Annotated in this window: 24 protein-coding genes; 10 read left to right on the forward strand and 14 right to left on the reverse strand. The window is 70.4% G+C overall.

Annotated features, from left to right (window positions below):
* Nucleotides 1–104 precede the first annotated feature (104 nt).
* Both OG883_RS19750 and OG883_RS19755 read left to right on the forward strand, forming a co-directional pair.
* Complete coding sequence (locus OG883_RS19750) at nucleotides 105–602, forward strand: GNAT family N-acetyltransferase (RefSeq protein ID WP_266542710.1); 498 nt, start codon at nucleotides 105–107, stop codon at nucleotides 600–602.
* Entirely contained in the window at nucleotides 599–1540 is a 942-nt protein-coding gene (locus OG883_RS19755; protein ID WP_266542712.1) for an ABC transporter substrate-binding protein, read from the forward strand. The genes OG883_RS19750 and OG883_RS19755 overlap by 4 nt, the downstream gene beginning before the upstream one ends.
* A gap of 30 nt (nucleotides 1541–1570) precedes the next feature.
* Here OG883_RS19755 and OG883_RS19760 read toward each other — a convergent pair whose 3' ends face one another.
* The gene (locus OG883_RS19760; protein WP_266542714.1) at nucleotides 1571–2776 is read right to left on the reverse strand and encodes a DUF5685 family protein; all 1206 of its coding nucleotides are present in this window, start codon (nucleotides 2774–2776) and stop codon (nucleotides 1571–1573) included.
* Nucleotides 2777–3065: 289 nt separating this feature from the next.
* Between OG883_RS19760 and OG883_RS19765 the strand changes: the two genes are divergently transcribed.
* Nucleotides 3066–3500 (forward strand): cell division protein SepF, encoded by a 435-nt coding sequence (locus OG883_RS19765; protein WP_266542716.1) that lies wholly within the window; start codon nucleotides 3066–3068, stop codon nucleotides 3498–3500.
* A 27-nt stretch (nucleotides 3501–3527) separates the two neighbouring features.
* On the opposite strand, the gene OG883_RS19770 is transcribed toward OG883_RS19765, so the two are convergent.
* Together OG883_RS19770 and OG883_RS19775 are read right to left on the reverse strand one after the other, a co-directional pair.
* The gene (locus OG883_RS19770; RefSeq protein WP_266542718.1) at nucleotides 3528–4718 is read right to left on the reverse strand and encodes an acyl-CoA dehydrogenase family protein; all 1191 of its coding nucleotides are present in this window, start codon (nucleotides 4716–4718) and stop codon (nucleotides 3528–3530) included.
* An 80-nt stretch (nucleotides 4719–4798) separates the two neighbouring features.
* A complete protein-coding gene (locus OG883_RS19775) occupies nucleotides 4799–6475 on the reverse strand; it encodes an MFS transporter (RefSeq protein ID WP_266542720.1) in 1677 nt (558 codons plus the stop codon).
* A 448-nt stretch (nucleotides 6476–6923) separates the two neighbouring features.
* Here OG883_RS19775 and OG883_RS19780 point away from each other — a divergent pair, with 448 nt between their 5' ends.
* Nucleotides 6924–7910 carry a phosphatase PAP2 family protein gene (locus tag OG883_RS19780; RefSeq protein WP_266542721.1) on the forward strand — a complete coding sequence of 329 codons (987 nt, stop codon included), beginning with the start codon at nucleotides 6924–6926 and terminating at the stop codon, nucleotides 7908–7910.
* A 98-nt stretch (nucleotides 7911–8008) separates the two neighbouring features.
* Here the strand turns inward: OG883_RS19780 and OG883_RS19785 are convergent, their stop codons facing one another.
* Nucleotides 8009–8224 carry an I78 family peptidase inhibitor gene (locus OG883_RS19785; RefSeq protein ID WP_266542723.1) on the reverse strand — a complete coding sequence of 72 codons (216 nt, stop codon included), beginning with the start codon at nucleotides 8222–8224 and terminating at the stop codon, nucleotides 8009–8011.
* 406 nt (nucleotides 8225–8630) lie between these two features.
* Here OG883_RS19785 and ctaD point away from each other — a divergent pair, with 406 nt between their 5' ends.
* On the forward strand, nucleotides 8631–10340 hold the full coding sequence (gene ctaD, locus OG883_RS19790; protein ID WP_266549228.1) for a cytochrome c oxidase subunit I: 1710 nt from the start codon (nucleotides 8631–8633) through the stop codon (nucleotides 10338–10340).
* Here the strand turns inward: ctaD and OG883_RS19795 are convergent.
* The 4 genes from OG883_RS19795 to OG883_RS19810 all read right to left on the reverse strand — a co-directional run bounded on the left by OG883_RS19795 (nucleotide 10300) and on the right by OG883_RS19810 (nucleotide 14616).
* A complete protein-coding gene (locus OG883_RS19795) occupies nucleotides 10300–11259 on the reverse strand; it encodes a YafY family protein (RefSeq protein ID WP_266542725.1) in 960 nt (319 codons plus the stop codon). The genes ctaD and OG883_RS19795 overlap by 41 nt on opposite strands.
* 65 nt (nucleotides 11260–11324) lie before the next feature.
* Complete coding sequence (locus tag OG883_RS19800) at nucleotides 11325–12131, reverse strand: hypothetical protein (RefSeq protein WP_266542726.1); 807 nt, start codon at nucleotides 12129–12131, stop codon at nucleotides 11325–11327.
* On the reverse strand, nucleotides 12128–13414 hold the full coding sequence (locus OG883_RS19805) for a glycosyltransferase family 4 protein (RefSeq protein WP_266542727.1): 1287 nt from the start codon (nucleotides 13412–13414) through the stop codon (nucleotides 12128–12130). The genes OG883_RS19800 and OG883_RS19805 overlap by 4 nt, the downstream gene beginning before the upstream one ends.
* 521 nt (nucleotides 13415–13935) lie before the next feature.
* Nucleotides 13936–14616 (reverse strand): transglycosylase family protein, encoded by a 681-nt coding sequence (locus OG883_RS19810; protein ID WP_266542729.1) that lies wholly within the window; start codon nucleotides 14614–14616, stop codon nucleotides 13936–13938.
* Nucleotides 14617–15182: 566 nt separating this feature from the next.
* On the opposite strand from OG883_RS19810, the gene OG883_RS19815 reads away from it, so the two are divergent.
* A complete protein-coding gene (locus OG883_RS19815) occupies nucleotides 15183–15962 on the forward strand; it encodes a hypothetical protein (protein ID WP_266542730.1) in 780 nt (259 codons plus the stop codon).
* 220 nt (nucleotides 15963–16182) lie between these two features.
* The gene (locus tag OG883_RS19820; RefSeq protein ID WP_323180938.1) at nucleotides 16183–16467 is read left to right on the forward strand and encodes a hypothetical protein; all 285 of its coding nucleotides are present in this window, start codon (nucleotides 16183–16185) and stop codon (nucleotides 16465–16467) included.
* Between the two features lie 76 nt (nucleotides 16468–16543).
* Here OG883_RS19820 and der read toward each other — a convergent pair whose 3' ends face one another.
* From der to aroH, 5 genes are all read right to left on the reverse strand, one after another.
* A complete protein-coding gene (der, locus tag OG883_RS19825; protein ID WP_266542734.1) occupies nucleotides 16544–18004 on the reverse strand; it encodes a ribosome biogenesis GTPase Der in 1461 nt (486 codons plus the stop codon).
* 67 nt (nucleotides 18005–18071) lie between these two features.
* Complete coding sequence (locus OG883_RS19830) at nucleotides 18072–18683, reverse strand: 1-acyl-sn-glycerol-3-phosphate acyltransferase (protein WP_266549231.1); 612 nt, start codon at nucleotides 18681–18683, stop codon at nucleotides 18072–18074.
* A 53-nt stretch (nucleotides 18684–18736) separates the two neighbouring features.
* Nucleotides 18737–19447, reverse strand: a complete 711-nt coding sequence (gene cmk / locus OG883_RS19835; protein WP_266542735.1) for a (d)CMP kinase — start codon at nucleotides 19445–19447, stop codon at nucleotides 18737–18739.
* 187 nt (nucleotides 19448–19634) lie between these two features.
* Nucleotides 19635–20720 (reverse strand): prephenate dehydrogenase, encoded by a 1086-nt coding sequence (locus OG883_RS19840; protein ID WP_266542737.1) that lies wholly within the window; start codon nucleotides 20718–20720, stop codon nucleotides 19635–19637.
* Nucleotides 20717–21079: a chorismate mutase gene (gene aroH, locus OG883_RS19845; RefSeq protein WP_266542739.1), complete on the reverse strand. Its 363-nt coding sequence runs from the start codon at nucleotides 21077–21079 to the stop codon at nucleotides 20717–20719. Before aroH ends, OG883_RS19840 begins: the two co-directional genes overlap by 4 nt.
* A gap of 147 nt (nucleotides 21080–21226) precedes the next feature.
* Here aroH and OG883_RS19850 point away from each other — a divergent pair, with 147 nt between their 5' ends.
* The 3 genes from OG883_RS19850 (at nucleotide 21227) to OG883_RS19860 (ending at nucleotide 23120) form a co-directional block, all read left to right on the forward strand.
* The gene (locus OG883_RS19850; protein ID WP_266542741.1) at nucleotides 21227–21559 is read left to right on the forward strand and encodes a DUF952 domain-containing protein; all 333 of its coding nucleotides are present in this window, start codon (nucleotides 21227–21229) and stop codon (nucleotides 21557–21559) included.
* 290 nt (nucleotides 21560–21849) lie between these two features.
* Nucleotides 21850–22317, forward strand: a complete 468-nt coding sequence (locus OG883_RS19855; RefSeq protein WP_266549234.1) for a Rieske (2Fe-2S) protein — start codon at nucleotides 21850–21852, stop codon at nucleotides 22315–22317.
* A gap of 47 nt (nucleotides 22318–22364) precedes the next feature.
* On the forward strand, nucleotides 22365–23120 hold the full coding sequence (locus OG883_RS19860; protein ID WP_266542744.1) for a nucleotidyltransferase domain-containing protein: 756 nt from the start codon (nucleotides 22365–22367) through the stop codon (nucleotides 23118–23120).
* On the opposite strand, the gene OG883_RS19865 is transcribed toward OG883_RS19860, so the two are convergent.
* Entirely contained in the window at nucleotides 23046–23798 is a 753-nt protein-coding gene (locus tag OG883_RS19865; RefSeq protein WP_266542745.1) for a nucleotidyltransferase domain-containing protein, read from the reverse strand. The genes OG883_RS19860 and OG883_RS19865 overlap by 75 nt on opposite strands.
* Between the last annotated feature and the right edge of the window lie 2 nt (nucleotides 23799–23800).

Raw genomic sequence — 23800 nt, forward strand, 5'->3', positions numbered from 1 at the left:
GCGTTCTCGCTTCTCACGCTCTCCGCGCCTTCACGCACAACACCGCGCACCCTTCCCCTCGCCACACGCTTTTGTTCCTTCTGCCTGCTCGAAGAAGGGCACGCATGACCTTCACCCCGAGCCGTGGCTCCGCACTGTCCGTACGCCGGACCACACTCGACGATCCTCTCGCCCGCCCGCTGCTCGATGAGCTGGCGCACGAATACATCAGCCGGTACGGCTCCGCCGTCGATCTGGAGCGCTATCCGTCCGAGGAGTTCGCTCCGCCCGGCGGCGCGTTTGTGCTGCTCCTGGAGGAGGGCCGGCCGGTGGCAGGGGGCGCGTACCGGCGCCATGACGCCACCACCGCCGAACTCAAGAGGATCTGGACACACTCCGCGCACCGCCGCCGGGGACTTGCCCGGCGAGTTCTGCGCGTACTCGAACGGGAGGCCGCCGAGCGCGGCTACTCCCGGATCTGCCTGACCACCGGTCCACGCCAGCCCGAGGCCAGGGGCCTCTATCTGGCGGCCGGATACCGCCCGCTCTTCGATCTGTCCGCAGATCCGGAGTCGATCGGCCCGCTGCCGTTCGAGAAACACCTGGAGACCCGCACGCCATGAGCCACAAACGTCACGTCGCCGCCTTCGCGCTGATCACCGCCGCCGCGCTCACGCTCACCGCCTGCGGTTCCGGGGACCCGGCGGCCGCCGGTGGGGGTGCTGCTCCGGCCGGCAAGGCGGGCAGCATTCCCACCACCGATGTGGTGTCGTCGGTGCCGAAGGACGAGGCGATCGCGAAGCTGCTGCCCGCCGACGTACGCAACCGGGGCAGCCTCACCGTCGCCACGTCCGTCGGCAATCCGCCCGGCGCCACCTACCTGGAGGACGGCAGGACCGTCGCGGGTCAGGACATCGACTTCGCGGAGGCCGCCGCCAAGGTGCTCGGGCTGAAGCTGAAGCGCGAGGTGGCGAGCTTCGAGGCGATCCTGCCCGCGCTGGGCAGCGGCAAGTACGACCTGGGCACCGGCAACTTCGGTGTGACCGAGGAGCGCCGCAGGACCATCGACTTCGTCACGTACATCAATGACGGGCAGGGCTTCGCCGCGCTGAAGAGCAGCAAGCTGACGAAGATCTCGGACTTCACCGACCTGTGCGGCCTCCATGTGGCGACGGGCGCGGGCACCACCTTCGAGGCGTCCTTGGAGAAGAACAGGGGCCGCTGCTCGGATGCGGGGAAGAAGCCGTACAAGGTCCAGACGTACGCCGAGCCGGGTGCGATCTGGATCTCCCTCCAGCAGGGCCGCAGCGATGTGGTGATGAGCACCATCAACGGGCTCCGGTATGCCGTCATCCAGCAGGAGGGGACGAAGTTCCTCAATGAGTTCAAGCGGCTCGACGTGGGGTTCGCCTTCAAGAAGGGCACCCCGCTGGCGCCCGCCTTCCAGGCCGCGGTGAACAAGCTCAAGACGGACGGAACGTACGACCGCATCCTGAAGAAGTGGGGCACCGCCGAGTCCGCGATCGAGACGTCGCAGATCTCTCCGCCGGAGATCACGTGATCTCCGGCGGCGAAACGGTCTGACGCCGGATCAGCAGTCGCATCCGCAGCAGTCGCAGCAGTCCGGGCAGTCGCAGTCCCGGCAGCAGCCTTCGCGCTTCTTGCGGGACCAGGGGCCTTCGTACTCCTTGGCGCAGCAGATCTGACAGGTGCAGAAGAGCCCGGTGAAGACCGCGCAGCCGGCCAGGAAGCCGCGCCGCTTGGGTGTCGGCGGCTCACCGCCGAACTGCGGAGGCAGCCCACCCGGTCCACTCGGTCCGCCCGGGGCTCCCGGGATGCCGCCGCCGTAGGGGTTGTTCGAGCCGTAGGGCCCGTAGCCACTGCCCTGGTACGGGTTCTGCGGCCCCTGTGGTGTGCCCCCGTACCCCTGGTGCGCGCAGGTCGTCGTCCCGAAGGCCCGGTTCACCGAGTTCCGCAGCTCGTGGGCGAGCAGCACATGCACCAGCTTGTCGTCCACGAACCGTGCCTCGCGCAGCGCGAGCCGTACCCCGTGCACCGCGTCGTCCGCGAGTCGGCGCGCCTCGACGAGCGAGGTGCCGGTCGCGGTGAGCGGATTCCAGGCACCCGACGCCGCGTCAGCCTGCCTGTCCTCCACGGCATCCAGCAGATGCGCGAGACGCCCGAAGAGCCTGCCCGCCTCGGCCAGCGGTGCCAGGTTCTCCGGCCGGCCGGCGAGGACTGCCGTGTGCGCGAAGGCGGCCGCGGTCGCCGTCTCCGTCGGCTCGGTGACGGTCAGCAGCGGGGTGCCGAGGCCGGCCAGCGCCTCGATCCCGGTCTGCCGGTCGACCGCGTCGAGCAGCACCGCCGTGTCGAAGCCGAGCTCAGCGCCGGTGCGCACTCCGGCCCGGTCCCAGCCCGCGGCGACCCTGCGCGCGGCGGCCGCCACCGGCTTGCGGGCCAGTACCCCGTCCCGGTCCACGACGTGGTCGCGTACCTTCGCCGACGCCAGCACCAGCGAGACGGCCGCGGCGAGGCGGGCTCCCTCGCCCCGGGCGACGGGCGCGGTGCGCATCGCGCGCAGCGGGCACGGGCCCGCGGTGCGCCGTGACGCGGGGGTGCGCTCGGTCTGAGCCTCCGTCAGAACCGAGACGATCAGGCCGTCGTAGTTGGTGACGACCCGCGCGAACTGGCCGTGGTCGGAGCGAAGTGCCAGGCAGAGCCCACAGAGATGGGCCATCCACTCGGTTTTCAGCCCGTCGGCGAGACGGTGCGTACAGGGCCTGACTATTCCGAACACGACGGTCCCCCGAGAGTCGTTCAACAGTGCGGCAGGCATCGTATCGAGCTATCCGTTCACCCATACGTCCCCACGGTCACCCGTCCGGCCCGACTTTCATATTTTTATTCCGGCACGCCCCGTACGCAGGCGGAACCTTGACGAATCGCCACATCTTCTGCACCAGTACCGTCACGAATCCCCTGCGCGGTGACTATCCACTTGGCGCGCGATCCGCATTATGGACGACCATAGGGATGCGGAACGACAGAAGGCCGCAGTGAGCGGACTGCAGCGGAAGGAGGCGTCCATGGGTTCTGTGCGCAAGGCGAGCGCCTGGCTGGGTCTCGTCGAGGACAGCGACGAGCGTTACTACGACGAGGAGTACGCCGAGGGCGGCGAGACGGGTGACTCGTGGGTCACCGACCCCCGGGTACGCGTGGCCTCCGAGTCCGCCCAGGAAGTGGGCCGCCGGATCGCCACGGTCTCCCCGGACAGCTTCCGGGATGCCCGCGCGATCGGTGAGCTCTTCCGGGACGGCGTCCCCGTCATCGTGAATCTCACGTCTATGGAGCCCACCGACGCCAAGCGCGTGGTGGACTTCGCCGCCGGACTGACCTTCGGGCTGCGCGGCTCGATCGAGCGCATCGCCACCCGGGTCTTCCTGCTGAGCCCCGCCGACACGCTCGTCGTCAGCGGGGAGGCCGCAGGTCGTACGCCGGACGGATTCTTCAACCAGAGCTGAGCAGGGCGCTCGCCGGCCCCTTCCGGTCTACCGGAAAGCGTCGAGGCCGGTGAGCGCCTTGCCCAGCACCAGCTGGTGCATCTCGACGGTGCCCTCGTAGGTGAGCACCGATTCGAGGTTCGTCGCATGACGCATCACGGGGTACTCCAGCGAAATTCCGTTCGCACCGAGGATGGTGCGCGAGGTGCGGCAGATCTCGATCGCCTCCCGCACGTTGTTGAGCTTCCCGAAGCTGACCTGCTCGGGACGGAGCTTGCCCGCGTCCATGCGCCTGCCGAGGTGGTGCGCGAGCAGGATGCCCTTGTGCAGTTCGACGGCCATGTCGGCGAGCTTGGCCTGGGTGAGCTGGAAGCCGCCGATCGGCTTGCCGAACTGCTCGCGTGTCTTCGCGTACGCCACCGCTGCCTCGAAGCTGGACCGGGCCGCCCCCATCGAGCCCCACACGATTCCGTAGCGGGCGTGCGAGAGACAGCTCAGCGGCCCCTTCAGGCCGGTGACGTCCGGCAGTACGGCGTCGGCCGGCAGCCGTACCTCGTCCAGGACCAGTTCGCTGGTGACGCTGGCCCGCAGTGACCACTTGTGCTTGATCTCGGGCGCGGAGAAGCCGGGGGCATCGGTCGGGACGACGAATCCGCGGATGCCGTCGTCGGTCTGTGCCCAGACGACGGCGACCCCGGCCACCGAGCCATTGGTGATCCACATCTTGCGGCCGGTGAGCACCCAGTCGCCGCCGTCGCGCTTGGCGTAGGTACGCATTCCGGCCGGGTCGGAGCCGTGGTCGGGCTCGGTCAGCCCGAAGCAGCCGATGATCTCGCCCGCCGCCATGCCGGGCAGCCACCGCTGCTTCTGCTCCTCGGAGCCGAAGCGGTGGATGGCGTACATGGCGAGCGAGCCCTGGACGGAGACGAGCGAGCGGATGCCGGAGTCGGCGGCCTCGAGTTCCAGACAGGCCAGTCCGTACTGGACGGCGGTGGCGCCCGCGCAGCCGTACCCCTTGAGCGACATGCCGAGCGCACCGATCGAGCCGAGTTCGCGGGCCAGCTCGTGGATGGCGGGGAGCTCCCCGCGCTCGTACCAGTCGGCGATGTGCGGCAGGACGCGGTCGGCGGCCCAGGCCCGGACGGTGTCGCGGATCGCGAGGTCCTCGGGGTCGAGCAGATCGTCGATGCCGAGGGGGTCGCTCGGGTCGAAGGGCGGAAGCTTCGAGGGTGCGGACATGAACTGGCCTCCGGCGGCGCTCACACAGCGGATCACGGAAAACTAGCAGTGTTAGTCACGGCTCCGGCTGACGTTACGACTCAGTGTCCCGCGCGTCCAGACCCGGCTGCCGTAGGGGTACCCCCGGGCGTCAGCTGTGCGGGAGGGGCCCCGCCGGGCGGAAGCGAGAGATCCGCTGCGTCCGCGGGACGTCTGGGCTGCGGGCACTTCTCGGTCACCGGCGCGCACTCCATGGTCCGCGGCAGCCGCAGCGCGGCGAGCGCGCCGAGCAGCAGCAGCCCCGCGCTGACCAGGAGCGTGACATGGAGGCCATGGACGAAGGAGTGGCGTGCCGCGGTGCGCAGTACGTCCCCGGCCGTGCCGCCGAGCCCGTCCGCCACCTGGTACGCCTCGCCCAGGGAGTTGGCGGCGGCGGAGCTGGCGGAGCCCGGAACACCGGAGACGGAGGCGAGCGCGGGCGCGTAGGCCGCGTTCATGACGCTGCCGAGGAGGGCGATCCCCATGCCCGCGCCCAGCTGGTAGGAGGTCTCGCCGATCGCGGCCGCCCCGCCCGCCTGGTCCGCGGGGGCTTCGCTGAGCATCGACTCGTACGCCGCGAAGAGCGTGGTCTGCAGCCCGAAGCCGAGGAGGACGAAGCCCGTGGTGAGCAGCCAGGGGCGGTCGTGCTGTCCCATCAGGGTCAGCAGCAGCACGGCCGCCGCGGTCAGCACGAAGCCCCAGCCGACCATCCGGCGCGGGCCGATGCGCTGCAGGGTGTGCGAGCCGGTGGCACCCGCGGCCATTGCGGCGAAGGTCAGCGGCAGCAGCCGCAGGCCGGTCTCCAGCGGGCTCAGCCCGAGGACCAGCTGGAGGTACTGGACGGCGATCAGCTCCAGGCCGACCAGCGCGAGCATGGCCAGCACGATGCAGCCGACAGAGGTGGAGAAGGTGGCGCGGGCGAACATCCGCATGTCGATCAGCGGATGCTCGCGGCGCCTCTGCCGCCGTACGAACAGGGCCAGCAGCACACAGCCGAGCAGCAGCGGACCGACGGTCTTGATGTCGAGCACCGAGCCGCCTGCGCCGAGCCGCTTCACCCCGAGAACCGCGCCGAGCACGGCGGCCGCCGCCATCAACGCGCCGACCACGTCCCAGGGTCCGTCGGCGCCGCCGCGGGACTCGGGCAGCAGCCAGCGGCCGACCGGCAGGATCAGGGCCATCAGCGGGATGTTGATCAGGAAGACCGAGCCCCACCAGTAGTGCTCGACGAGAAAGCCGCCGAGTACGGGCCCGGTGGCGGCACCGACCGCGGCGACCGCGGTCCAGATGCCGATCGCCATCGCCCGCTCCCGCCGGTCCGGGAAGACCGCGCGGAGGATGGAGAGCGTCGCGGGCATGATCATCGCGCCACCTATGCCGAGCAGCGCGCGCGCCCCTATCAGCACTTCCGGGGTGGTGGCGAGCGCGGCGACCGCCGAGGCGGCGCCGAAGATGCCGTAACCCATCAGCAGGATGCGGCGGCGGCCGACCCGGTCGCCGAGGGTGCCGAAGAGGATCAGCAACGCGGCGCAGATGAGGGGATACGCGTCCACGATCCAGAGCAGCTCGACGCCGCTGGGGCGGAGATCCTCCGTGACGGCCGGGACAGCGACATGCAGCACGGTCGCGTCGAGGGCGACCAGCAGAAGACTGATACAGAGAACGACAAGGACGACCCAGCGGTTGGCACCGCCGCCGGCGGCACGCAGTCGTGCTCCGGCCGTGGTCGTCCCGGACATGTACGTACCTCCCAATGAGTCCCTCGCGCTCGGCGGGCCAGTCAGGGACCGTGCTGCTGGGTGTCCCCCGGGGCGGCCCGGCATCGACGGGCGAGTGAGCCGTCAGCGTACGCGAAGCCGGCCGGGTGGCGCGTGGTGGATCTCTCACCCCGGCGAGCACGCACGTGTGGCGTGCGCCACGCCGCGACGCGCCCGAAGCCGATCCCGAGTGGCCCTGAACGAACGGGAAATTCCGTACGGGGTGGTGGTGAACCATTTCTGGACCACAGAAAGAACCCTCACGTGAAGGCCCGCCGGGAATTGGCGGACAGGCCCGCCGACAAGGTCATCCGGCTTTCCCGACCGCCCGGGAATATATCCGGATCTGAGACATACTCCACATCACATCGGCATCACAAAGACACCGGATCGGCCTAGCCACGCACTCACTCGCTGTAACGTCGATTGGGTGCGTACCGACATCTTTGCCCGCCTCGACCGGGAGCCGGAACCGCCGAAGATAGAGATCCCGCGGATGACCCGCACTCGTCTCGCCCTCTTCGGCGGGACGTCGGCGTTCTATCTCGCCATCGTCGTCGCCGTGCTGGCGTCAACCTGGCTGGTGATCATCGACTGGAAGATCATGCTGTTCCGCCCCTATCAGCAGTGGCCGGACCTGCACGCCTTCCTCGACTACTTCGTGGTCCTCGGTCAGCGCGGCCCCACGGCCGTGATGGTCGCGGCCTGGCTGGGCTGGCGCTCCTGGCGCCAGCACACCCTGCGGCCCCTGCTGGTACTGGGCGCCTCGCTGCTGCTGCTCAATGTGACCGTTGGTGCGGTCAAGATCGGACTCGGGCGGGGCGGCCCCCACTACGCGACTCAGATCGGATCGGCCGAGCTCTTCGCCGGCGGCGATATATTTCCCTCCGGGCACACCGCGAATGCGGTCGTGACCTGGGGAATCCTGGCGTATCTGGCCACCACACCGCGGGCTCGGCGCTATCTGTCTGCACTGTCGGCCGTGGTCTCCCTCGGCGTCGGCCTGACCACCGTGTACCTCGGTACACACTGGCTGAGCGATGTGCTGCTCGGCTGGGCGGCCGGGCTGCTGATCCTGCTCACGCTGCCCTGGTGCGAGCCGCTGATCGGCCGTGCGGAGGCCTGGGTCTTCTCGGTGCGCGAGCAGTGGCGTGCGCGCCGCCGGCTCGCCCCGTCGCTGCCGGTCGCCTCCGGCGGCCCGCGGCCTGCGATATTCCCGCAGAGAGGGCCGTCGGAGAAGAAGGGCACGCCCCGAGAGCCGGTGGCCGCAGGCAGCGGCAACCGGTCCACGTCCGCGACCAGGACCTCGACGCACCTCGCCCAGCCCCGGCCGCACGCGGTGCGCTCCGAGCGGACGCCGGTCACCCCGTCCGGCAGCCGCCGTCCGCCGCACTCGCGGGCGGCCACGGGCGGCTGATCCACTTCCCCTGTCCGTACGACGCATAGCGGCGAAGGCCCCGACAGTGACTGTCGGGGCCTTCGTCGTACGTGTGCGCCGTATGTGTTCGAGACGGGTCAGCCGGGCCAGCAGCGGACGACGGTGCCGCCCTCGACCTCGAAGTTGAGCCGGCCCGACACATACTCCATGGTGATGATCGCGCCCGGCGGCAGCGCTCTGACGGTGCTCCAGCCACGCTCTCGGGCCAGCCGCTCGGCGCCCTCGGCGGCGAGGCCCAGATATGACTCGGGGGCGTCGTCGGGCTGTACGGGAGGGGTCGGTATGGGTGCCATGCCACCCACCGTAGGCGGCGGCGGACGGTGACGGAAGCCGGGTCCATGGGATGCCCTCACAGCCCCACGTACCCCAGCGGTCACGCTTCTGTCACAGGATCACGACACGCGTTCTCTTCGAACTCCGTCACTCGAACGAGCAGTTCAGCGACGCCTGCGCGGTAATTCAGCGCTCCCTGGCTATCATGCTCAATTCCTGACGGAAAATGCCCTGCCAAGGCGCTGCGGGTGAATTGACGGAGCGTAGATAATTTACTGCTTCCTTACACAATCCCCCCGAGTCTTCGTACATGCTCTCGGCCGAGCGGCCATCGCGCCCTGTCGCAGACGACCCGACGCGAGCATCATGTCTGGAGCCCGATACCGAATGACCGAAGCCCGAGCCGCGCAGAGCCAGGGGGCAGCGATGGGTACGGAAACCGCCGAGGCGCCGGCCGTCCCGGCACCGGTACGGCATCCGGGCAGGGTGTTCGTGGACTGGCTGACCACGACGGATCACAAGAAGATCGGGCACCTCTACCTGATCACCTCGTTCCTCTTCTTCCTGATCGCCGGGCTGATGGCGCTGATGATGCGCGCCGAGCTGGCCCGCCCCGGGCTGCAGCTGATGAGCAACCAGGAGTTCAACCAGGCGTTCACCCTGCACGGCACGATCATGCTGCTGCTCTTCGCGACCCCGGCGTTCGCCGGCTTCGCCAACGAGATCATGCCGTTGCAGATCGGCTCGCCGGACGTGGCCTTCCCCCGGCTGAACATGCTCTCGTACTGGCTGTATCTCTTCGGCGGCCTGATCGTGCTGAGCTCGCTGCTGGTGCCCAGCGGACCGGCGAGCTTCGGCTGGTTCGCGTACGCCCCGCTCAACTCCCTGGAACGCTCGCCGGGCATCGGCGCGGACCTGTGGATCATGGGGCTCGCACTCTCCGGCTTCGGCACGATTCTCGGCGCGGTCAACTTCATCACGACGATCATCGGGATGCGCGCGCCCGGCATGACCATGTTCCGGATGCCCATTTTCACCTGGAACGTGCTCTTCACCTCGATCCTGGTGCTGTTCGCCTTCCCGGTGCTCGCGGCGGCGCTGCTGGTGCTGGAGGCGGACCGGCAGTTCGGATCGGTGGTGTTCCAGCCGGAGTTCGGCGGGGCGCTGCTGTGGCAGCACCTGTTCTGGTTCTTCGGCCATCCCGAGGTCTACATCATCGCGCTGCCGTTCTTCGGCATCGTCACCGAGATCCTCCCGGTCTTCTCCCGCAAGCCGATCTTCGGCTACCTGACGCTCGTCGCCGCGACCATGGCGATCACCGGGCTCTCGGTGGTGGTGTGGGCGCACCACATGTTCGCCACCGGCGCGGTGCTGCTGCCCTTCTTCTCCTTCATGTCCTTCCTGATCGCGGTCCCGACCGGGGTGAAGTTCTTCAACTGGACGGGGACGATGCTCAAGGGCTCGCTCTCGTTCGAGACACCGATGCTGTGGTCGATCGGCTTCCTGGTGTCGTTCCTGTTCGGCGGGCTGACCGGCGTCATCCTGGCCTCGCCGCCGATGGACTTCCACGTCACCGACTCGTACTTCGTGGTGGCGCACTTCCACTACGTCGTCTTCGGCACCGTCGTCTTCGCGACCTTCGCCGGCTTCTACTTCTGGTGGCCCAAGTTCACCGGAAAGCTGCTCGACGAACGGCTCGGCAAGATCCAGTTCTGGACGCTGTTCGTCGGCTTCCACACCACGTTCCTGGTCCAGCACTGGCTGGGCGCGGAGGGCATGCCACGGCGGTACGCGGACTATCTGGCGGCCGACGGCTTCACAGCCCTCAACACCGTGTCGACCATCGGCTCGTTCCTGCTCGGCATCTCGACGCTGCCGTTCCTCTACAACGTCTGGAAGACGGCCAAGTACGGGAAGAAGGTCGCCATGGACGACCCGTGGGGCTACGGGCGTTCGCTGGAGTGGGCGACATCCTGCCCGCCGCCCCGGCACAACTTCACGACCATCCCCCGCGTCCGCTCCGAGTCACCCGCCTTCGATCTGCACCATCCCGAGTACGCGGCCGTCGACCAGTCGGCCGGGGCGGCCGGGGCGGTCACTCCAGGGCCCGGGACAGCCGGTCCCGGGCCGTCCTGATGTGCTCGGTCAGTTCCTGCGGCTCGATCACCTCGAAGTCCACGCCCATGAGCATCACATGGATCACCAGCACGTCCAGGCTCGCGGCCCCGGTGCGCAGCAGGCACGAGGTCTCGTCGACGGCCTCGAGAACTCCGTCCGACGGGCCGACGACCTGGGCGGCCTGCTCCGCCGACGTATTGAGTCTGATGACCGCCTGCGCCGCGTAGACGCGGGTGGAAACGCCCTGGGACACATACGCGGCGAGATCCTCGGCCGGCGGGGTGCGCGGAACGAAGCGCGGGCCGTGCGGCGGCCTCGGCGTGATCCGGTCGGCCCGGAACGTACGCCAGTCGGCGCGCTCCAGATCCCAGGCCACCAGATACCAGCGGCGCTCGGTGCACACCAGGCGATGCGGTTCGACGGACCGGCGGGTGGCGGAGCCGCCGTGGTCCAGGTACTCGAAGCGCAGCCGCTCGCTGTCCCGGCAGGCATTGGCCAGTTCGGTCAGCACACTCGCGTCGACGGTGGAGTTCTGCGGACCGCGCAGCATGGGCACGGTGAAGGCATGGAGCGCGCCGACCCGGCGGCGCAGCCGGTGCGGCAGCACCTGCTCCAGCTTGGCGAGGGCGCGCACGGAGGTTTCGCCGATGCCCTCGATGCCGTTGCCGGCCGCGGTGCGCAGACCGACCGCGACGGCCACCGCCTCCTCGTCGTCCAGCAGCAGCGGCGGCAGCTCGGCCCCCGCGCCGAGCTGATAGCCGCCGCCCGTGCCGGGGCTGGCGTTGACCGGGTAGCCGAGATCGCGCAGCCGGTCGACATCGCGCCGTACGGTACGCGGCGTGACACCGAGCCGGTCGGCCAGATCGGCGCCGGACCACTCACGGTGGGCCTGCAGCAGTGAGAGCAGGCGCAGCAGTCTTGCCGAGGTCTCCAACATGGTGTCGAGTCTGTCAGCCCTTGAGGACAGCCACTGTCCTCAAGGCTGCCGCCGCGGAGCGTTCCTCAGCCCGCTGCGGTGAGGCGGACGCAGAGGTCGTTGTCGCCGGTGTAGCAAGGGGCGGCCACGCAGGTGTCCGTCGTCTGCTCCGGGTACACGAAGATGCTCTTCCGGTCCCAGACGTCGTCGAGGATGCGGGAGATCCGTATCCCGGCGGCGTCCGCCGACGGGCGCAGCCACAGCTCCCACAACTGCTCCTTGGCGACGGGCTGCCCGGCCAGCAGTCCGTAGGGCAGGGTGAAGCCGAAGGCCCTGCCCTCGCCGGTCACCGGCACCTCGTGCACGCGGTCGCCGGAGCGCAGCCTGGCCTCGGCCACGGCACCCACGCCCAGCTCGGCGCCGTACAGCACTCCGTCCACCGTCATCGCGCCCTGCTCGGGCGCGAGGCCGATCGGGCCGGCCTCGGCGTGCGGCGCACGCACCCAGCAGCGCACCGCGAGTCGGCCGTCCGCCGTCGGATACGGAACGCGCACGGCGATCCGGCCCGTCTCGGGAGCCTGGTCGACCAGAGCCCGCAGATCCCGGATGCCGGGCTCTATGGCGTCACCGGTCTCCGTGCCGCCCTGGCTGAGATACGTGTCCCAGCGGCCCTCGGCGAGCTCGACGGTGCTGGGCAGTACGGCGCGCGAGCTGCCGTTCCCCGAGGGGGTCAGCGGCAGCCGCAGCTCGTCCGCCGCTCCCTTGCCGCCGCGCCTCTTCAGCACGAGCACCGCGTCCGGCGCGCCCGCTCCCGCCACGTCGAAGGTGATGCCGCCGGCCGCATCAGCAATGCAGTCGGCCTGCGGCGTCAGCCGCTCGATGGACGTGGTCATGAGCTCTTCTTCCCTTTGCGGAGCACGTCCGCGGCAAGATAGCGCAGGGAGTAGGCCCCGTCATAGAGCGCACCTCGGCCACGGTGCACGGCATCGCGCAGCGCGCTGCGCGAGCGGCCGCCCTCGCCGCGCGCGACCAGCTCGGCGAACAGGGCCTCGTGGCGCTCCGCGATCCGAGCCGGATCGAAGCGGGCGGCGGCGGAAAGCGCTGTCTGTCCCATGCGCCGCCGCAGCTCGTCGTCGCCGATCAGCCCGAGCAGCGCATCGGCGATCGCGTCCACATCGCCGACCGGTACCAGCCGGCCGTCGACACCGTTTTCGATGATCTCGCCGGGCCCGTGCGGGCAGTCCGTCGAGACGACGGGAAGGCCGCAGCGCATCGCCTCGACGATGGTCATGCCGAACGACTCCAGGCTGGAGGTGACCGCGGCGATCGAGCCCTTGACCCACTCCGGCTCGAGCGGGTTGGCGGATCCCATCAGGAAGACATGGTTGTGGAGCCCGCGTTCCTGGATCAGGGCGCGCAGGGCGTTCTTCTCGTTGCCGGTGGCATCCCCGCTGCCGTAGATCCGCAGCCGCCAGTCGGGGCGTGCGGCGACCACCTTGGAGAAGGCCTTGATGAGCAGGTCGTACCGCTTGACCCGGGTGAGCCGGCCGGCTGCGACGATCCACTTGGCAAAGCCGTCGGCCGGGGCGACGGAGGGCGCGGGCACGCTGTTGGGCACCGACTCGATCCGTACGCCGGGCAGCTTCAGCCGCGAGCGGTAGGACCGGGCGTCCGCCTCGGTGACGGTGGTGACCGCGTCGAGGAGGGGATAGCGGTGTGCGATCTCGCGGCGCAGCCGGTAGCCGTGGCTGTCGAGCGTGAGATGTTCCTGGCCGATGCGGACCGGGCCGCGCCTGGTCTGGCGGGCGATATGGACGTTGAGCCCGGGCCGGGTGCCGACGACGACATCGGCCTCGATGGCCCCCAGATGGGCGGCGATCCGGGCATCGGTGAGGCGGCTGTACTGCTTGTGGCGGCCGTCGCCGCGTGGGAAGACCCTGGCGGGGCGCTTGTACTCCGGGTTGTCGCCGTCGTAGCCGGGGCTCTTCTTCCGCAGATCGACCAGATGCTTCATGGTGACGCCGGCGGGCGCGCCCATGGTCGGTTCGTCACGGTGGCGGAAGACGGAGACGATCTCGACGTCGTGCCGTTCGGCCAGGGTCTGCGCGAGGTTGAACGTCGTCCGGATCGTCCCGCCGATGCCGTACGCGTTGTGGAGCAGGAAAGAGATGTGCATGCGCCGCCGCGTCCCCCTGTCTGGTGTGTGCAGGAGTGGACTGTACTTGGCTGCTGAAGCCGAGAGGGGAGCTGGGGCACGGTGAAGCAGTTCCGGCCCGTCCCGCCGCGCCGTACCTGTCTTGCCCACCCCCTGCCGTCCTGCCGGCGCGCGACGGGCGGACAGGTGCGGCGCGTTGTGGGTGGCCCGGGGCCCGTTTCCCGTACGAGACGCTCCGGCGGTGAGCAGCGCGTGCTCGCCGTCTCCCGGGGGAAGTCCCGTGGTCCTTCATGAACTACGGCGCGGCACCGTGGTGTTCGGCGGACAGCCCGCCCGGCTGACGCCGGAACGGCCCGCAACGCACCGGCGTTGAGCCGGTCCGGAGCGCTCTCGACCACCTCCTTGTCGGCCCGTAGCGGGCCCCGCCCGCCCTCGATCCGGTAGCGCGCGGCGATCGAGGAAGGCGGACTCCGGGGCTTGCGGGGGCGGGCGGCGGGCAGCCCCACCCGATCGGGCCCGGGGTGGGGCTGCCCGCCAACAGCTCAGAGCGTGAGCCGCTGCCCGGGCACGATGAGGTTCGGATCGCCGCCGATGACGGCCTTGTTGGCGGTGTACACGGTCCGCCAGTCCGTGCCGTGCGCCGCGGCGATCCCGCTCAGCGTCTCGCCGCGCCGGACGGTGTGGTCGCCGCCGCGGGAGCCGGCCCGGTCGGCGTGGCCCGATGCCCTCTCAGGCGCACTTGCCGGAGCCTTGGCCTTCGGCGCCGCCGCCTTGGGCCTTTCCCTGGGCGTCACGGCCTTCGGCTCGGCCTGAGGCGCCGCGGCCCGGCGCGCGCCCGCCTCGGGTGCCGCAGGTGCGCCGCCGTACGCCCCGGCCCTCGCCGCGCAGGTGGGCCATGCGCCCCATCCCTGCCCCTGCTGCACCTTCGTGGCGACAGCGATCTGCTGCCCCTTGCTCGCCCGGTCGGCGGTGGACGCGTACGCCCCGCCTCCGTAGGCCCGCCAGGTCCCGGCGGAGAACTGCAGCCCGCCGTAGTAGCCGTTGCCGGTGTTGATGTGCCAGTTTCCACCGCTCTCGCACGAGGCGATGCGGTCCCATACCCCGCTGTCCGCCGCCCGGGCCTCGCCCGTGGTCGCGGTGAGCAGTGCCAGCGGGGCCACCAGTGCGGCACCGACGAGCGCTGCTGTGTCACGCCTGCGTATGGAAGGGGAACTTGTGAACATCAAATCCCTTTCGAACAACCCGGGATCCCCTCAGGCGGTGCGGCCTCGGCGCATCCGGCGCCCTCCGTCCGCTCCGCCCCGCCCGCCGCGGGGTCGTCGTGCTGTGTTGCCGTGTCGTGCTGCTGTGCCGTACTGCCGTACTGGTTGGTGCCGTACTGGCTGTGCGGCCGGCGGGCCGTCCCGGGCGGTGCTCTGTGCACACGAGGGAGCAATCTAGAGAGCGGAACCCTCCGGTACCAACCAATCCCTTGTCATTCCAGGCCAGTTGCCCGTTACTCGCGGTAGCGGCGAAAACCGGCCACCCACTTGATTCGACGATTTCGTGATTTGTCGACCAATCAGCGGAGTGATCTGTGACTCGGCTCACCGCCCCAACTTCCGTGCAATCAGCAGCTGCTGACATGGAGTGACCGGTTCCGCCCAGTGCCTCACCGCCCGCGTCGGATGGTGCGATTCCGTTCGCCAACACGCGTGACTCCCGCCACAGATCACCCGTTGAGCTCTTTATGAGCCGGGACCCGCCCGGCACACGTATTCACGTCCCAATCAAGTCCGAGGAGCCACCCGTGCCGCGCATGCTCGACGTCAGCGAGGACGTACGCGCCGAGATCGGCGACGAAGAAGCCGACCGGCTGCTCGCGGGCGAGAACGCCCCGGGCAGCTACGACTGCACCTCCTGCCGCACCCCGGGCGACTCGGAGCAGGAACGCACCAGCACCGTGCTGTTCGTCGGCGAGGAGACAGCCGTTCTCGCCTTCGCCCACGCCACCTGCATCCCCTCCCAGGTCGTCCAGGTCGCCGAGGACCAACTGCAGGGCGCCGTAAGGTCCATCACCGGTGAGGAGGCGCGCACACCCGGCGCCGCCCCCGAACAGGCCGTCCTCGGCATCACCAGCGGTCTCGTACTGATCGAAGGCGAACTGCACCCGGCCCTGGTCGTCGAACCGACCGCGCCCATCGCCCGCCCCGGCACGACCGGCAACGGCGGCGACGACTTCCTCCCGCTCCTCATCGAGCAGGGCTTCCTGCCGATCTCCGATGTGAACCAGCGGCCCCATCAGCTGTCCGGCTGGTCCGTCCTGGTCGCGATGGGCCAGCTGCACGCCGTGCTCCAGCCCGGTACGGGCGGTGGCAGCCCCGTCGCCTGGTGGCAGGCACACCAGCCGCTCCAGGTCACCGACGGCTGGCGCTCGGCCGCCAACAAGTCGCACACGGTCCTGGTCTTCGCCGCTCCGGTCGGCTCCATCGGCCAGCAGCCGCGCGAGGACCTGCTGCGCGACGCACTGGAGAAGGCCGCGGCAGGAGGCAGGCTGGTGGCCGCGGCGATGCCGCTCGCGGGCACCTGAGCACTCTTGGAGGGACACATGCCGGGGGTGCGCGGCCGTACACCCCCGGCGCTTGTGTGCGTACGGCCGGCTGTGTGCGTACGGCCTGCCCACAGGGCATGCCCGTCCCCCGGAAGAATGCAGCTCCGCCGAGCCCGCATCCGTCCGACGGCGGGGTCGTTTCACGTACGTGCACTCATACGACCCCTCCCGCCAGCCGTACCAGAGCCAGATCCCTTCCATGCGCCCCGCGCGCGACGCGGTGGCGTCCCACTCCCCCACGCCGATCTACGACGCTCTGTACTCCGAGTACCGCCGGGCATTCCGGGCGCTGCCGGGCGATCGGAGCGGCGAGGAGGATCTCGACTTCAGGAGCTTCGGGACGGGGCTGCACAGCAGCCGCGGCGGACCCTCCGGGCATACGAGTCACTCCGGGGCGGGGTGGCAGCCGTACCCGGTGAGCCGGCCGCACAACGGAAACCTCCATCCGGTGGCGCTGCCGCCGGGTCCTCGCCGGGGTCTGTGACCCGCGGAACGACATGACGACGGCGCTGCCCCGGACCGTTCACCGGTCCGGGGCAGCGCCGTCGTCGTGCGTCACATCACTTCTTGCGGCCGCGCTTCTCGCGCACCCGCACCGAGATGTGGATCGGGGTGCCCTCGAAACCGAACTCCTCGCGCAGCCGGCGCTCGACGAAGCGGCGGTAGCCGTGCTCCAGGAAGCCGGAGGCGAAGAGCACGAACCGCGGCGGCTTGGTGCCGGCCTGCGTGCCGAAGAGGATGCGGGGCTGCTTGCCGCCACGGATGGGGTGCGGGTGGGAGGCGACGATCTCGCCGAGGAAGGCGTTGAGCCGGCCGGTCGGGACCCGGGTCTCCCAGCCCTCCAGCGCGGTCTCGATCGCCGGGACCAGCTTCTCCATGTGGCGACCGGTGACGGCCGAGACGTTCACCCGCGGTGCCCACGCGATCTGGGCGAGCTCGGTCTCGATCTCGCGCTCCAGGTAGTAGCGCCGCTCCTCGTCGAGGGTGTCCCACTTGTTGAACGCGACGACCATGGCGCGGCCCGCCTCGACGGCCATCGTGATGATCCGCTGGTCCTGGACGCTGATGGACTCGCTGGCGTCGATGAGGACGACCGCGACCTCCGCCTTCTCGACGGCGGCGGCGGTCCGCAGCGAGGCGTAGTAGTCCGCGCCCTCCTGGAGGTGGACCCGGCGGCGGATACCGGCCGTGTCGATGAACTTCCAGGTGATGCCGCCGAGCTGGATCAGCTCGTCGACCGGGTCCCGGGTGGTGCCCGCCATCTCGTTGACGACGACCCGGTCCTCGTTCGCCACCTTGTTGAGCAGCGAGGACTTGCCGACGTTCGGCCGGCCGATCAGGGCGATGCGGCGCGGGCCGCCGGCCGCGGCACCGAAGGTCTGGGCCGGGGCCTCGGGGAGCGCCTCCAGGACGGCGTCGAGCATGTCGCCCGTACCGCGGCCGTGCAGCGAGGAGACCGGGTGCGGCTGGCCGAGGCCGAGCGACCACAGGGCGGTGGCGTCCGCCTCGCCGCTCTGTCCGTCGACCTTGTTGGCACAGAGCACGACGGGCTTGCCGGCCCTGCGCAGCAGCTTGACGACGGCCTCGTCGGTGTCGGTGGCGCCGACCGTGGAGTCCACGACGAAGACGACCGCGTCGGCAGCCTCGATCGCGTACTCGGCCTGAGCGGCGACGGAGGCGTCGAGGCCCAGCACGTCCTGCTCCCAGCCGCCGGTGTCGACGACCTTGAAGCGGCGGCCCGCCCACTCGGCCTCGTACGTGACGCGGTCGCGGGTGACGCCCGGCTTGTCCTGGACGACGGCTTCACGGCGGCCGATGATGCGGTTCACCAGGGTCGACTTGCCGACATTGGGGCGGCCGACGACGGCGAGGACGGGCAGCGGGCCGTGACCGGCCTCACCGATCGCGCCCTCGACCTCCTCGGCGTCGAAGCCCTCCAGCGCGGCGAGCTCCATGAACTCCGCGTACTCGGCGTCGCCAAGCTCCCCGTGCTCGTCGCCGGAGTGGATCTGGTCGTTCATGAAGTACTTACCTCGTTCGTTTGCATCATCGATGGACCACGCCTGCGGCCCACTACTCAAGTCTCGCCTAGCGCCCGGTGAGGCGCTTGGCGTTTTCCAGGTGGGCGGTCAGCCGCTCCTGGATCCGTACGGTGGCGTCGTCCAGCGCCTTGCGCGTACCTCTCCCGGCTGTGCCGGGGGAACCCCCGGCACTGTCGTCGCCCGCTTCGAAGGCCTCGCCGAAGACGACGTCGATCTTGCTGCGCAGCGGCGGCAGCCCCCGTATCAACCGTCCGCGGCGCTGTGTGCTTCCCAGCACCGCCACGGGGACGATCGGGGCTCCGCTGCGTACGGCGAAGTACGCAAGCCCGGCGCGGAGCGAGGCGAAGTCGCCTTCGCCCCTGGTGCCCTCGGGGAAGATTCCGAGGACCCCGCCGTTCTTCAGGACACCGAGCGCTCCCGTGATGGCGGTGCGGTCGACGGTCGTACGGTCCACCTTCAGCTGACCGATTCCGAGCAGGAACGGGTCGAGGGGGCCGACGAACGCCTCCTTCTTGATCAGGAAGTGCACCGGACGGGGAGCGGTACCCATGAGCATCGGTCCGTCGATGGCGTTCGAGTGGTTCACCGCCATGATGACGGGTCCGGACGCCGGCACCCGCCAGGCACCGAGTACCCGCGGCTTCCACAGCCCGTACATCAGGCCGATGCCGATACCCCGCCCGACCGCCGCGCCCTTGGGGGACGGTGCTGTCACCGGGCGGCCCGCTTCTCGGTGTCGTCGGTCGTGCTCCGCCTCTCCTCGACGAGGGTGACGACGCACTCGATGACCTGCTGAAGCGTGAGGTCCGTGGTGTCCACCTCGACCGCGTCGTCCGCCTTGGCCAGCGGGGAGGTCTTACGGCTGGAGTCGGCCGCGTCCCGCTTGACCAGGGCTTCCCTGGTGGCCGCGACGTCGACGCCCTTCAACTCCCCGCTGCGGCGGGCGGCGCGGGCCTCGGGCGACGCGGTCAGGAAGATCTTCAGGTCCGCGTCCGGCAGGACGGTGGTGCCGATGTCGCGTCCCTCGACGACGATGCCCTTCTCGGCGGCCGCGGCGATGGAGCGCTGCAGCTCCGTGATCAGCGTCCGCACCTCGGGCACGGCGCTGACGGCGCTCACCTTGGAGGTGACCTCCTGGGTGCGGATCGGTCCGGAGGCGTCCTGGCCGTCGACGGTTATGGCCGGGGCGGCCGGGTCGGTGCCGGAGACGATGACGGGCTTGGCCGCGGCGGTGGCGACGGCAGCCGAGTCGTGCACGTCGACGCCGTTGCTGATCATCCACCAGGTGATCGCGCGGTACTGGGCGCCGGTGTCGAGGTAGTTCAGCCCCAGCGCCGCGGCGACTGCCTTGGAGGTGCTCGACTTGCCCGTGCCGGAGGGGCCATCGATGGCTACGATCACGGATTCCACGGTGTCGGACACCTTCCTGGTACGCGGTGAGGGCCGGCGGGAGTGCCGATGCGCCTCGCACAAGGTTACCGAGGATTCCGCCACGCCCGGCACGCGCTGCCGGGGGCGGGGTCCCGGCCCGCCCGGCAGCCCCTGGATGTGGGGGTAGGGGACCCCCACATCCGCTGCGCCGCGGCGGTTTTGCGCAGCCTGTGCCCGGCTACTGGCGGATCGACCAGCCACGCTCCCGCAGCGACGCGCTCAGTACCGTCGCCGCAGCCGGCTCCACCATCAGCTGGACCAGACCAGCCTGCTGTGCCGTCGCGTGCTCGATGCGCACGTCCTCGATGTTCACGCCCGCGCGGCCCGCGTCCGCGAAGATGCGTGCCAGTTCGCCCGGCTGGTCGCTGATCAGTACCGCCACGACCTCGTACGACGTCGGTGCCGCTCCGTGCTTGCCCGGGACCCGGACCCGCCCGGCGTTGCCCCGGCGCAGGACGTCCTCGATGCCCTCCGCGCCGCCCTGGCGCTTGGACTCGTCGGAGGACTGCAGGGCCCGCAGCGCCTGGACCGTCTCGTCCAGGTCGGCCGCGACCCCGGCCAGTACGTCCGCGACCGGGCCCGGGTTGGCGGAGAGGATCTCGACCCACATCCGCGGGTCCGAGGCCGCGATCCGGGTCACATCGCGGATGCCCTGGCCACAGAGCCGTACCGCCGTGTCGTCCGCCTCCTCCAGCCGCGCCGCGACCATCGAGGAGATCAGCTGGGGGGTGTGGGAGACCAGGGCGACCGCCCGGTCGTGGGCGTCGGCGTCCATGACCACCGGGACGGCACGGCAGAGCGCGACGAGTTCGAGGGCCAGGTTGAGGACCTCGGTGTCGGTGTCGCGGGTGGGTGTGAGCACCCACGGGCGGCCCTCGAAGAGGTCGGCGGTGGCCGCCAGCGGGCCGGAGCGCTCCTTGCCCGCCATCGGATGCGTACCGATGTAGGGGGTGAGGTCGAGTCCGAGCGCCTCCAGCTCCCGGCGCGGGCCGCCCTTGACGCTGGCGACATCGAGGTAGCCGCGGGCGATCCCGGCGTGCATCGCGTCGGCGAGCGCGGTGGCGACATGCGCGGGCGGAACCGCGACGATCGCGAGGTCGACGCGCCCCTCGGGCGGCTCGTCCGTCCCGGCACCGAGCGCCGCGGCGGTGCGGGCCCGCTCCGGGTCGTGGTCGACGAGGTGGACGGCGACACCGCGGCTCGCCAGGGTGAGGGCGGCGGACGTGCCGATCAGGCCGGTTCCGATGACGACGGCGGTTCTCACTGGGCGATGTCCTTGCGGAGGGCGGCCGCGGCACCGAGGTACACATGCGCGATCTCTGATTTGGGCAGGTCGGACTCTACGTGCGCGAGGATCCGTACGACGCGGGGCATGGCCCCGGTGATGTCCAGTTCCTGGGCGCAGATCAGCGGTACATCGGCGATGCCGAGGTTGCGCGCCGCGGCCGCCGGGAAGTCGCTGTGCAGATCCGGAGTGGCCGTGAACCAGACGCTGATCAGATCGTCCGCGCCGAGTCCGTTGCGCTCCAGTATGGCGGTGAGCAGCTCGCCGACCTGCTCGTCCATGTGCCCGGCCTCGTCCCGCTCCAGCTGGACGGCTCCCCGGACCGCTCGTACCGCCACGTCGTGCTCCTTGTCTGTGCGAGTGCTCCATTCAGCCTAGGGCGTGTGGGAGAAGGAGCGCCGTCCGCCCGCAGGGCGGGCCCCGCGGCCTGCGGTGTGTGCCATTCCGCGATCGCCTTGCCGCACACCTGCGCTACAACTGGCGGCATGCTCTTTCATGTGGTGCCCCTGGACGAATGGACGGCGGACGTGGAGCGTCCGTACGCCCCCGCATCCCTCACCACCGACGGCTTTGTGCACTGCTCGCCCCACGCGCCGGCCGCCCTGGCCATCGCCGACGGCCCCTACCGGGATGTGCCCGACCTGCTGGTGCTGGTGATCGACGAGGCGCGGCTGGGCGCGGAGATCCGTTGGGAGGGGTCGGAGGACATGCTCTTCCCGCATGTGTACGGGACGGTCGAGCGGGCCGCTGTCACCGCGGTGATGGCGGTACGGCGGGACGCGGACGGGCACGCCCGGGAGCTCACCCCCTGGGTCTGAACAACCCGTCCTCCGAAACACGGCGTGCACGGCAACACGGCATGCACAGCACGCGCGGCACGCACGGCGCGGCCCGCACGGCGCCGGCCGTCCGCCTGATCCCCTCGCGAGCCCCTCGCCTCCCTCGCCTCCCTCCCGACGTGTCCGCAGCACTCGACTGCCCGTACGGACTGGGCTATCTGACGGACAACTCGCGCCCGATGCGGTACTCGCTGCCCAATTGCTTCTTCTCCGGTGCGTTCGGCGCCAAGATGCTGCGCACGTGGGGGGCACGACGTAGGGAGACGGTCATGGACACGCGGCGACGGACAGTTCTGGCGGCGGGTGCGGCAGGCGCCGCGACTCTGGTGAGCGGTTGCGGCGACAGTGGCGGCGGGGACGGCGGCACCGCCTCCGAACCGCCGGCGGACGCCGCGAGCAGGCCTGCGGGCGAGACACTGAACGAAGGCGCGATCCCGCCGCCGCAGGCCGGCAAGGAGCTCGCCGAGACCTCCGACATCCCGGTGGGCGGCGGAAGGCTGTTCGCCGACCAGAAGGTCGTGGTGACCCAGCCGCAGGCCGGCGACTTCAAGGCCTTCTCCGCCATCTGCCCCCACCAGGGCTGCACGGTCAGAACGATCGCGGACGGCACCATCGACTGCCCCTGTCACGAGAGCAGGTTCCGGATCACCGACGGCTCGGTCGTGGAGGGACCCTCGACCCGCCCGCTGCCGCCGGCGCAGATCACCGTTTCCGGGGGCACGGTCCGGCTCGCCTAGCCGGCTTGCCTCCGGCCGGCCCGGCCCCCTCGCGTACCCTCACGCGCATGGCCCCCGCAGTGACCCCCGAGGCGCTCGTCCGCGACCACACCATCTACTCCTGTGTGATGGGTTCGCGCGCCTTCGGGCTGGCCACGGACGGCAGCGACACGGACCGCCGAGGGGTCTTCCTCGCGCCGGCCCCGCTCTACTGGCGTATGGACAAACCTCCTACCCATGTCCAGGGGCCGGCCGACGAGCAGTTCTCCTGGGAGCTGGAGCGCTTCCTCGAACTCGCCCTGCGCGCCAACCCCAACGTCCTGGAGTGTCTGCACTCGCCGCTCGTCGAGCGCCTGGACCACACGGGCCGGGAGCTGCTCTCGCTGCGTGGGGCATTTCTGTCCCGCGAGGCCCACCGGACGTTCGTGCGCTATGCCGTCGGTCAGCGCAAGAAGCTGGAAGCGGATGTGCGCCGGCACGGCGCCCCGCGCTGGAAGCACGCCATGCATCTGCTGCGGCTCCTCGCCTGCTGCCGCGATCTGCTCCGCAGCGGCGAGCTGGTGATCGACGTCGGCGCGGACCGGGAGCGGCTGCTCGAGGTCAAGCGGGGCGAAGTGGCGTGGCCACGGGTCGAGGCGTGGATGACACGCCTCGCCGAGGAGGCCGATGCGGCCGCGCCGGGCTCTCCGCTCCCGCGCGAGCCGGACCGGGCCCGGGTCGAGGACTTCCTCGTCCGTACCCGCCGGGCCTCAGCGCTCCAGACGTACACGCACCACGAGGTCGCGCAGGGCGTCGTAGGCGGTGGGCTCGTCGGGCAGCAGTGAGGCTGTCCGCGCCTCGTCGAGGACGGTGTGCAGCGCGTCGACCTCGCCGCGTATGCGCTCCGGTTCCACGCCCGAGGCGGGGCTGTGTTCGGCCTCCGCCTTGGCCGCTATGAGGCCGGGCAGGTACGCGGGAGCATCGACCTCCCCGAGCAGCGTGGGCAGATGCGCCTGCACCTCGCCGCTGCGCATCAGATGGATGCCGGTCAGCAGCGCGCGGAAGGTGTAGAGCAGCGGTTTCAGCTCGCCGGTCTTCTCGAAGAGCCGCCACTGGGTGTTCGCGAACCCCCGGTAGTGGTGGGCGTGGTGGCTGGTCAGCACGCCCGGGGCGAGCGCCGTCAGCTCCTCGTGCACCGGTGAGGTGTGCACCACCAGCGGCGAGAGCAGCTGTTCCAGTACGTATCCGTTGCGCCGCAGCATCAGCCGTACGAACTTCCGTACGTCGTGCGTGACCAGGTCCATCTCGACGCCGTCCCGGTCCCACATCCGGGACCGGGTCTCGTCCGGCTCGTGCAGCCCCAGCAGCTCCTCGACGGGCAGCAGATGGACGCCGCGCAGGTCTACGTCCGAGTCACGGGACGGGAAGCCGTACAGATGTGCCCCGGAGACGGTGGCGAAGAGCAGCGGGTCGCGCTGTTCGGCAAGGACGGGGGCGAGTTCCATGTCCAGCGGATCAATCATGG

This window comes from Streptomyces sp. NBC_01142, assembly GCF_026341125.1.
Lineage (GTDB): Bacteria > Actinomycetota > Actinomycetes > Streptomycetales > Streptomycetaceae > Streptomyces.

Excerpts from the sequence above, each read along its gene's own strand:
- OG883_RS19750 (WP_266542710.1), top strand. The coding sequence starts at position 105 with ATGACCTTCACCCCGAGCCGTGGCTCCGCACTGTCCGTACGCCGGACC.
- OG883_RS19755 (WP_266542712.1), top strand. The coding sequence starts at position 599 with ATGAGCCACAAACGTCACGTCGCCGCCTTCGCGCTGATCACCGCCGCC.
- OG883_RS19765 (WP_266542716.1), top strand. The coding sequence starts at position 3,066 with ATGGGTTCTGTGCGCAAGGCGAGCGCCTGGCTGGGTCTCGTCGAGGAC.
- OG883_RS19770 (WP_266542718.1), bottom strand. The coding sequence starts at position 4,718 with ATGTCCGCACCCTCGAAGCTTCCGCCCTTCGACCCGAGCGACCCCCTC.
- OG883_RS19775 (WP_266542720.1), bottom strand. The coding sequence starts at position 6,475 with ATGTCCGGGACGACCACGGCCGGAGCACGACTGCGTGCCGCCGGCGGC.
- OG883_RS19785 (WP_266542723.1), bottom strand. The coding sequence starts at position 8,224 with ATGGCACCCATACCGACCCCTCCCGTACAGCCCGACGACGCCCCCGAG.
- ctaD (WP_266549228.1), top strand. The coding sequence starts at position 8,631 with ATGGGTACGGAAACCGCCGAGGCGCCGGCCGTCCCGGCACCGGTACGG.
- OG883_RS19795 (WP_266542725.1), bottom strand. The coding sequence starts at position 11,259 with ATGTTGGAGACCTCGGCAAGACTGCTGCGCCTGCTCTCACTGCTGCAG.
- OG883_RS19800 (WP_266542726.1), bottom strand. The coding sequence starts at position 12,131 with ATGACCACGTCCATCGAGCGGCTGACGCCGCAGGCCGACTGCATTGCT.
- OG883_RS19805 (WP_266542727.1), bottom strand. The coding sequence starts at position 13,414 with ATGCACATCTCTTTCCTGCTCCACAACGCGTACGGCATCGGCGGGACG.
- OG883_RS19810 (WP_266542729.1), bottom strand. The coding sequence starts at position 14,616 with ATGTTCACAAGTTCCCCTTCCATACGCAGGCGTGACACAGCAGCGCTC.
- OG883_RS19820 (WP_323180938.1), top strand. The coding sequence starts at position 16,183 with ATGCGCCCCGCGCGCGACGCGGTGGCGTCCCACTCCCCCACGCCGATC.
- der (WP_266542734.1), bottom strand. The coding sequence starts at position 18,004 with ATGAACGACCAGATCCACTCCGGCGACGAGCACGGGGAGCTTGGCGAC.
- OG883_RS19830 (WP_266549231.1), bottom strand. The coding sequence starts at position 18,683 with ATGTACGGGCTGTGGAAGCCGCGGGTACTCGGTGCCTGGCGGGTGCCG.
- OG883_RS19850 (WP_266542741.1), top strand. The coding sequence starts at position 21,227 with ATGCTCTTTCATGTGGTGCCCCTGGACGAATGGACGGCGGACGTGGAG.
- OG883_RS19855 (WP_266549234.1), top strand. The coding sequence starts at position 21,850 with ATGGACACGCGGCGACGGACAGTTCTGGCGGCGGGTGCGGCAGGCGCC.
- OG883_RS19860 (WP_266542744.1), top strand. The coding sequence starts at position 22,365 with ATGGCCCCCGCAGTGACCCCCGAGGCGCTCGTCCGCGACCACACCATC.
- OG883_RS19865 (WP_266542745.1), bottom strand. The coding sequence starts at position 23,798 with ATGATTGATCCGCTGGACATGGAACTCGCCCCCGTCCTTGCCGAACAG.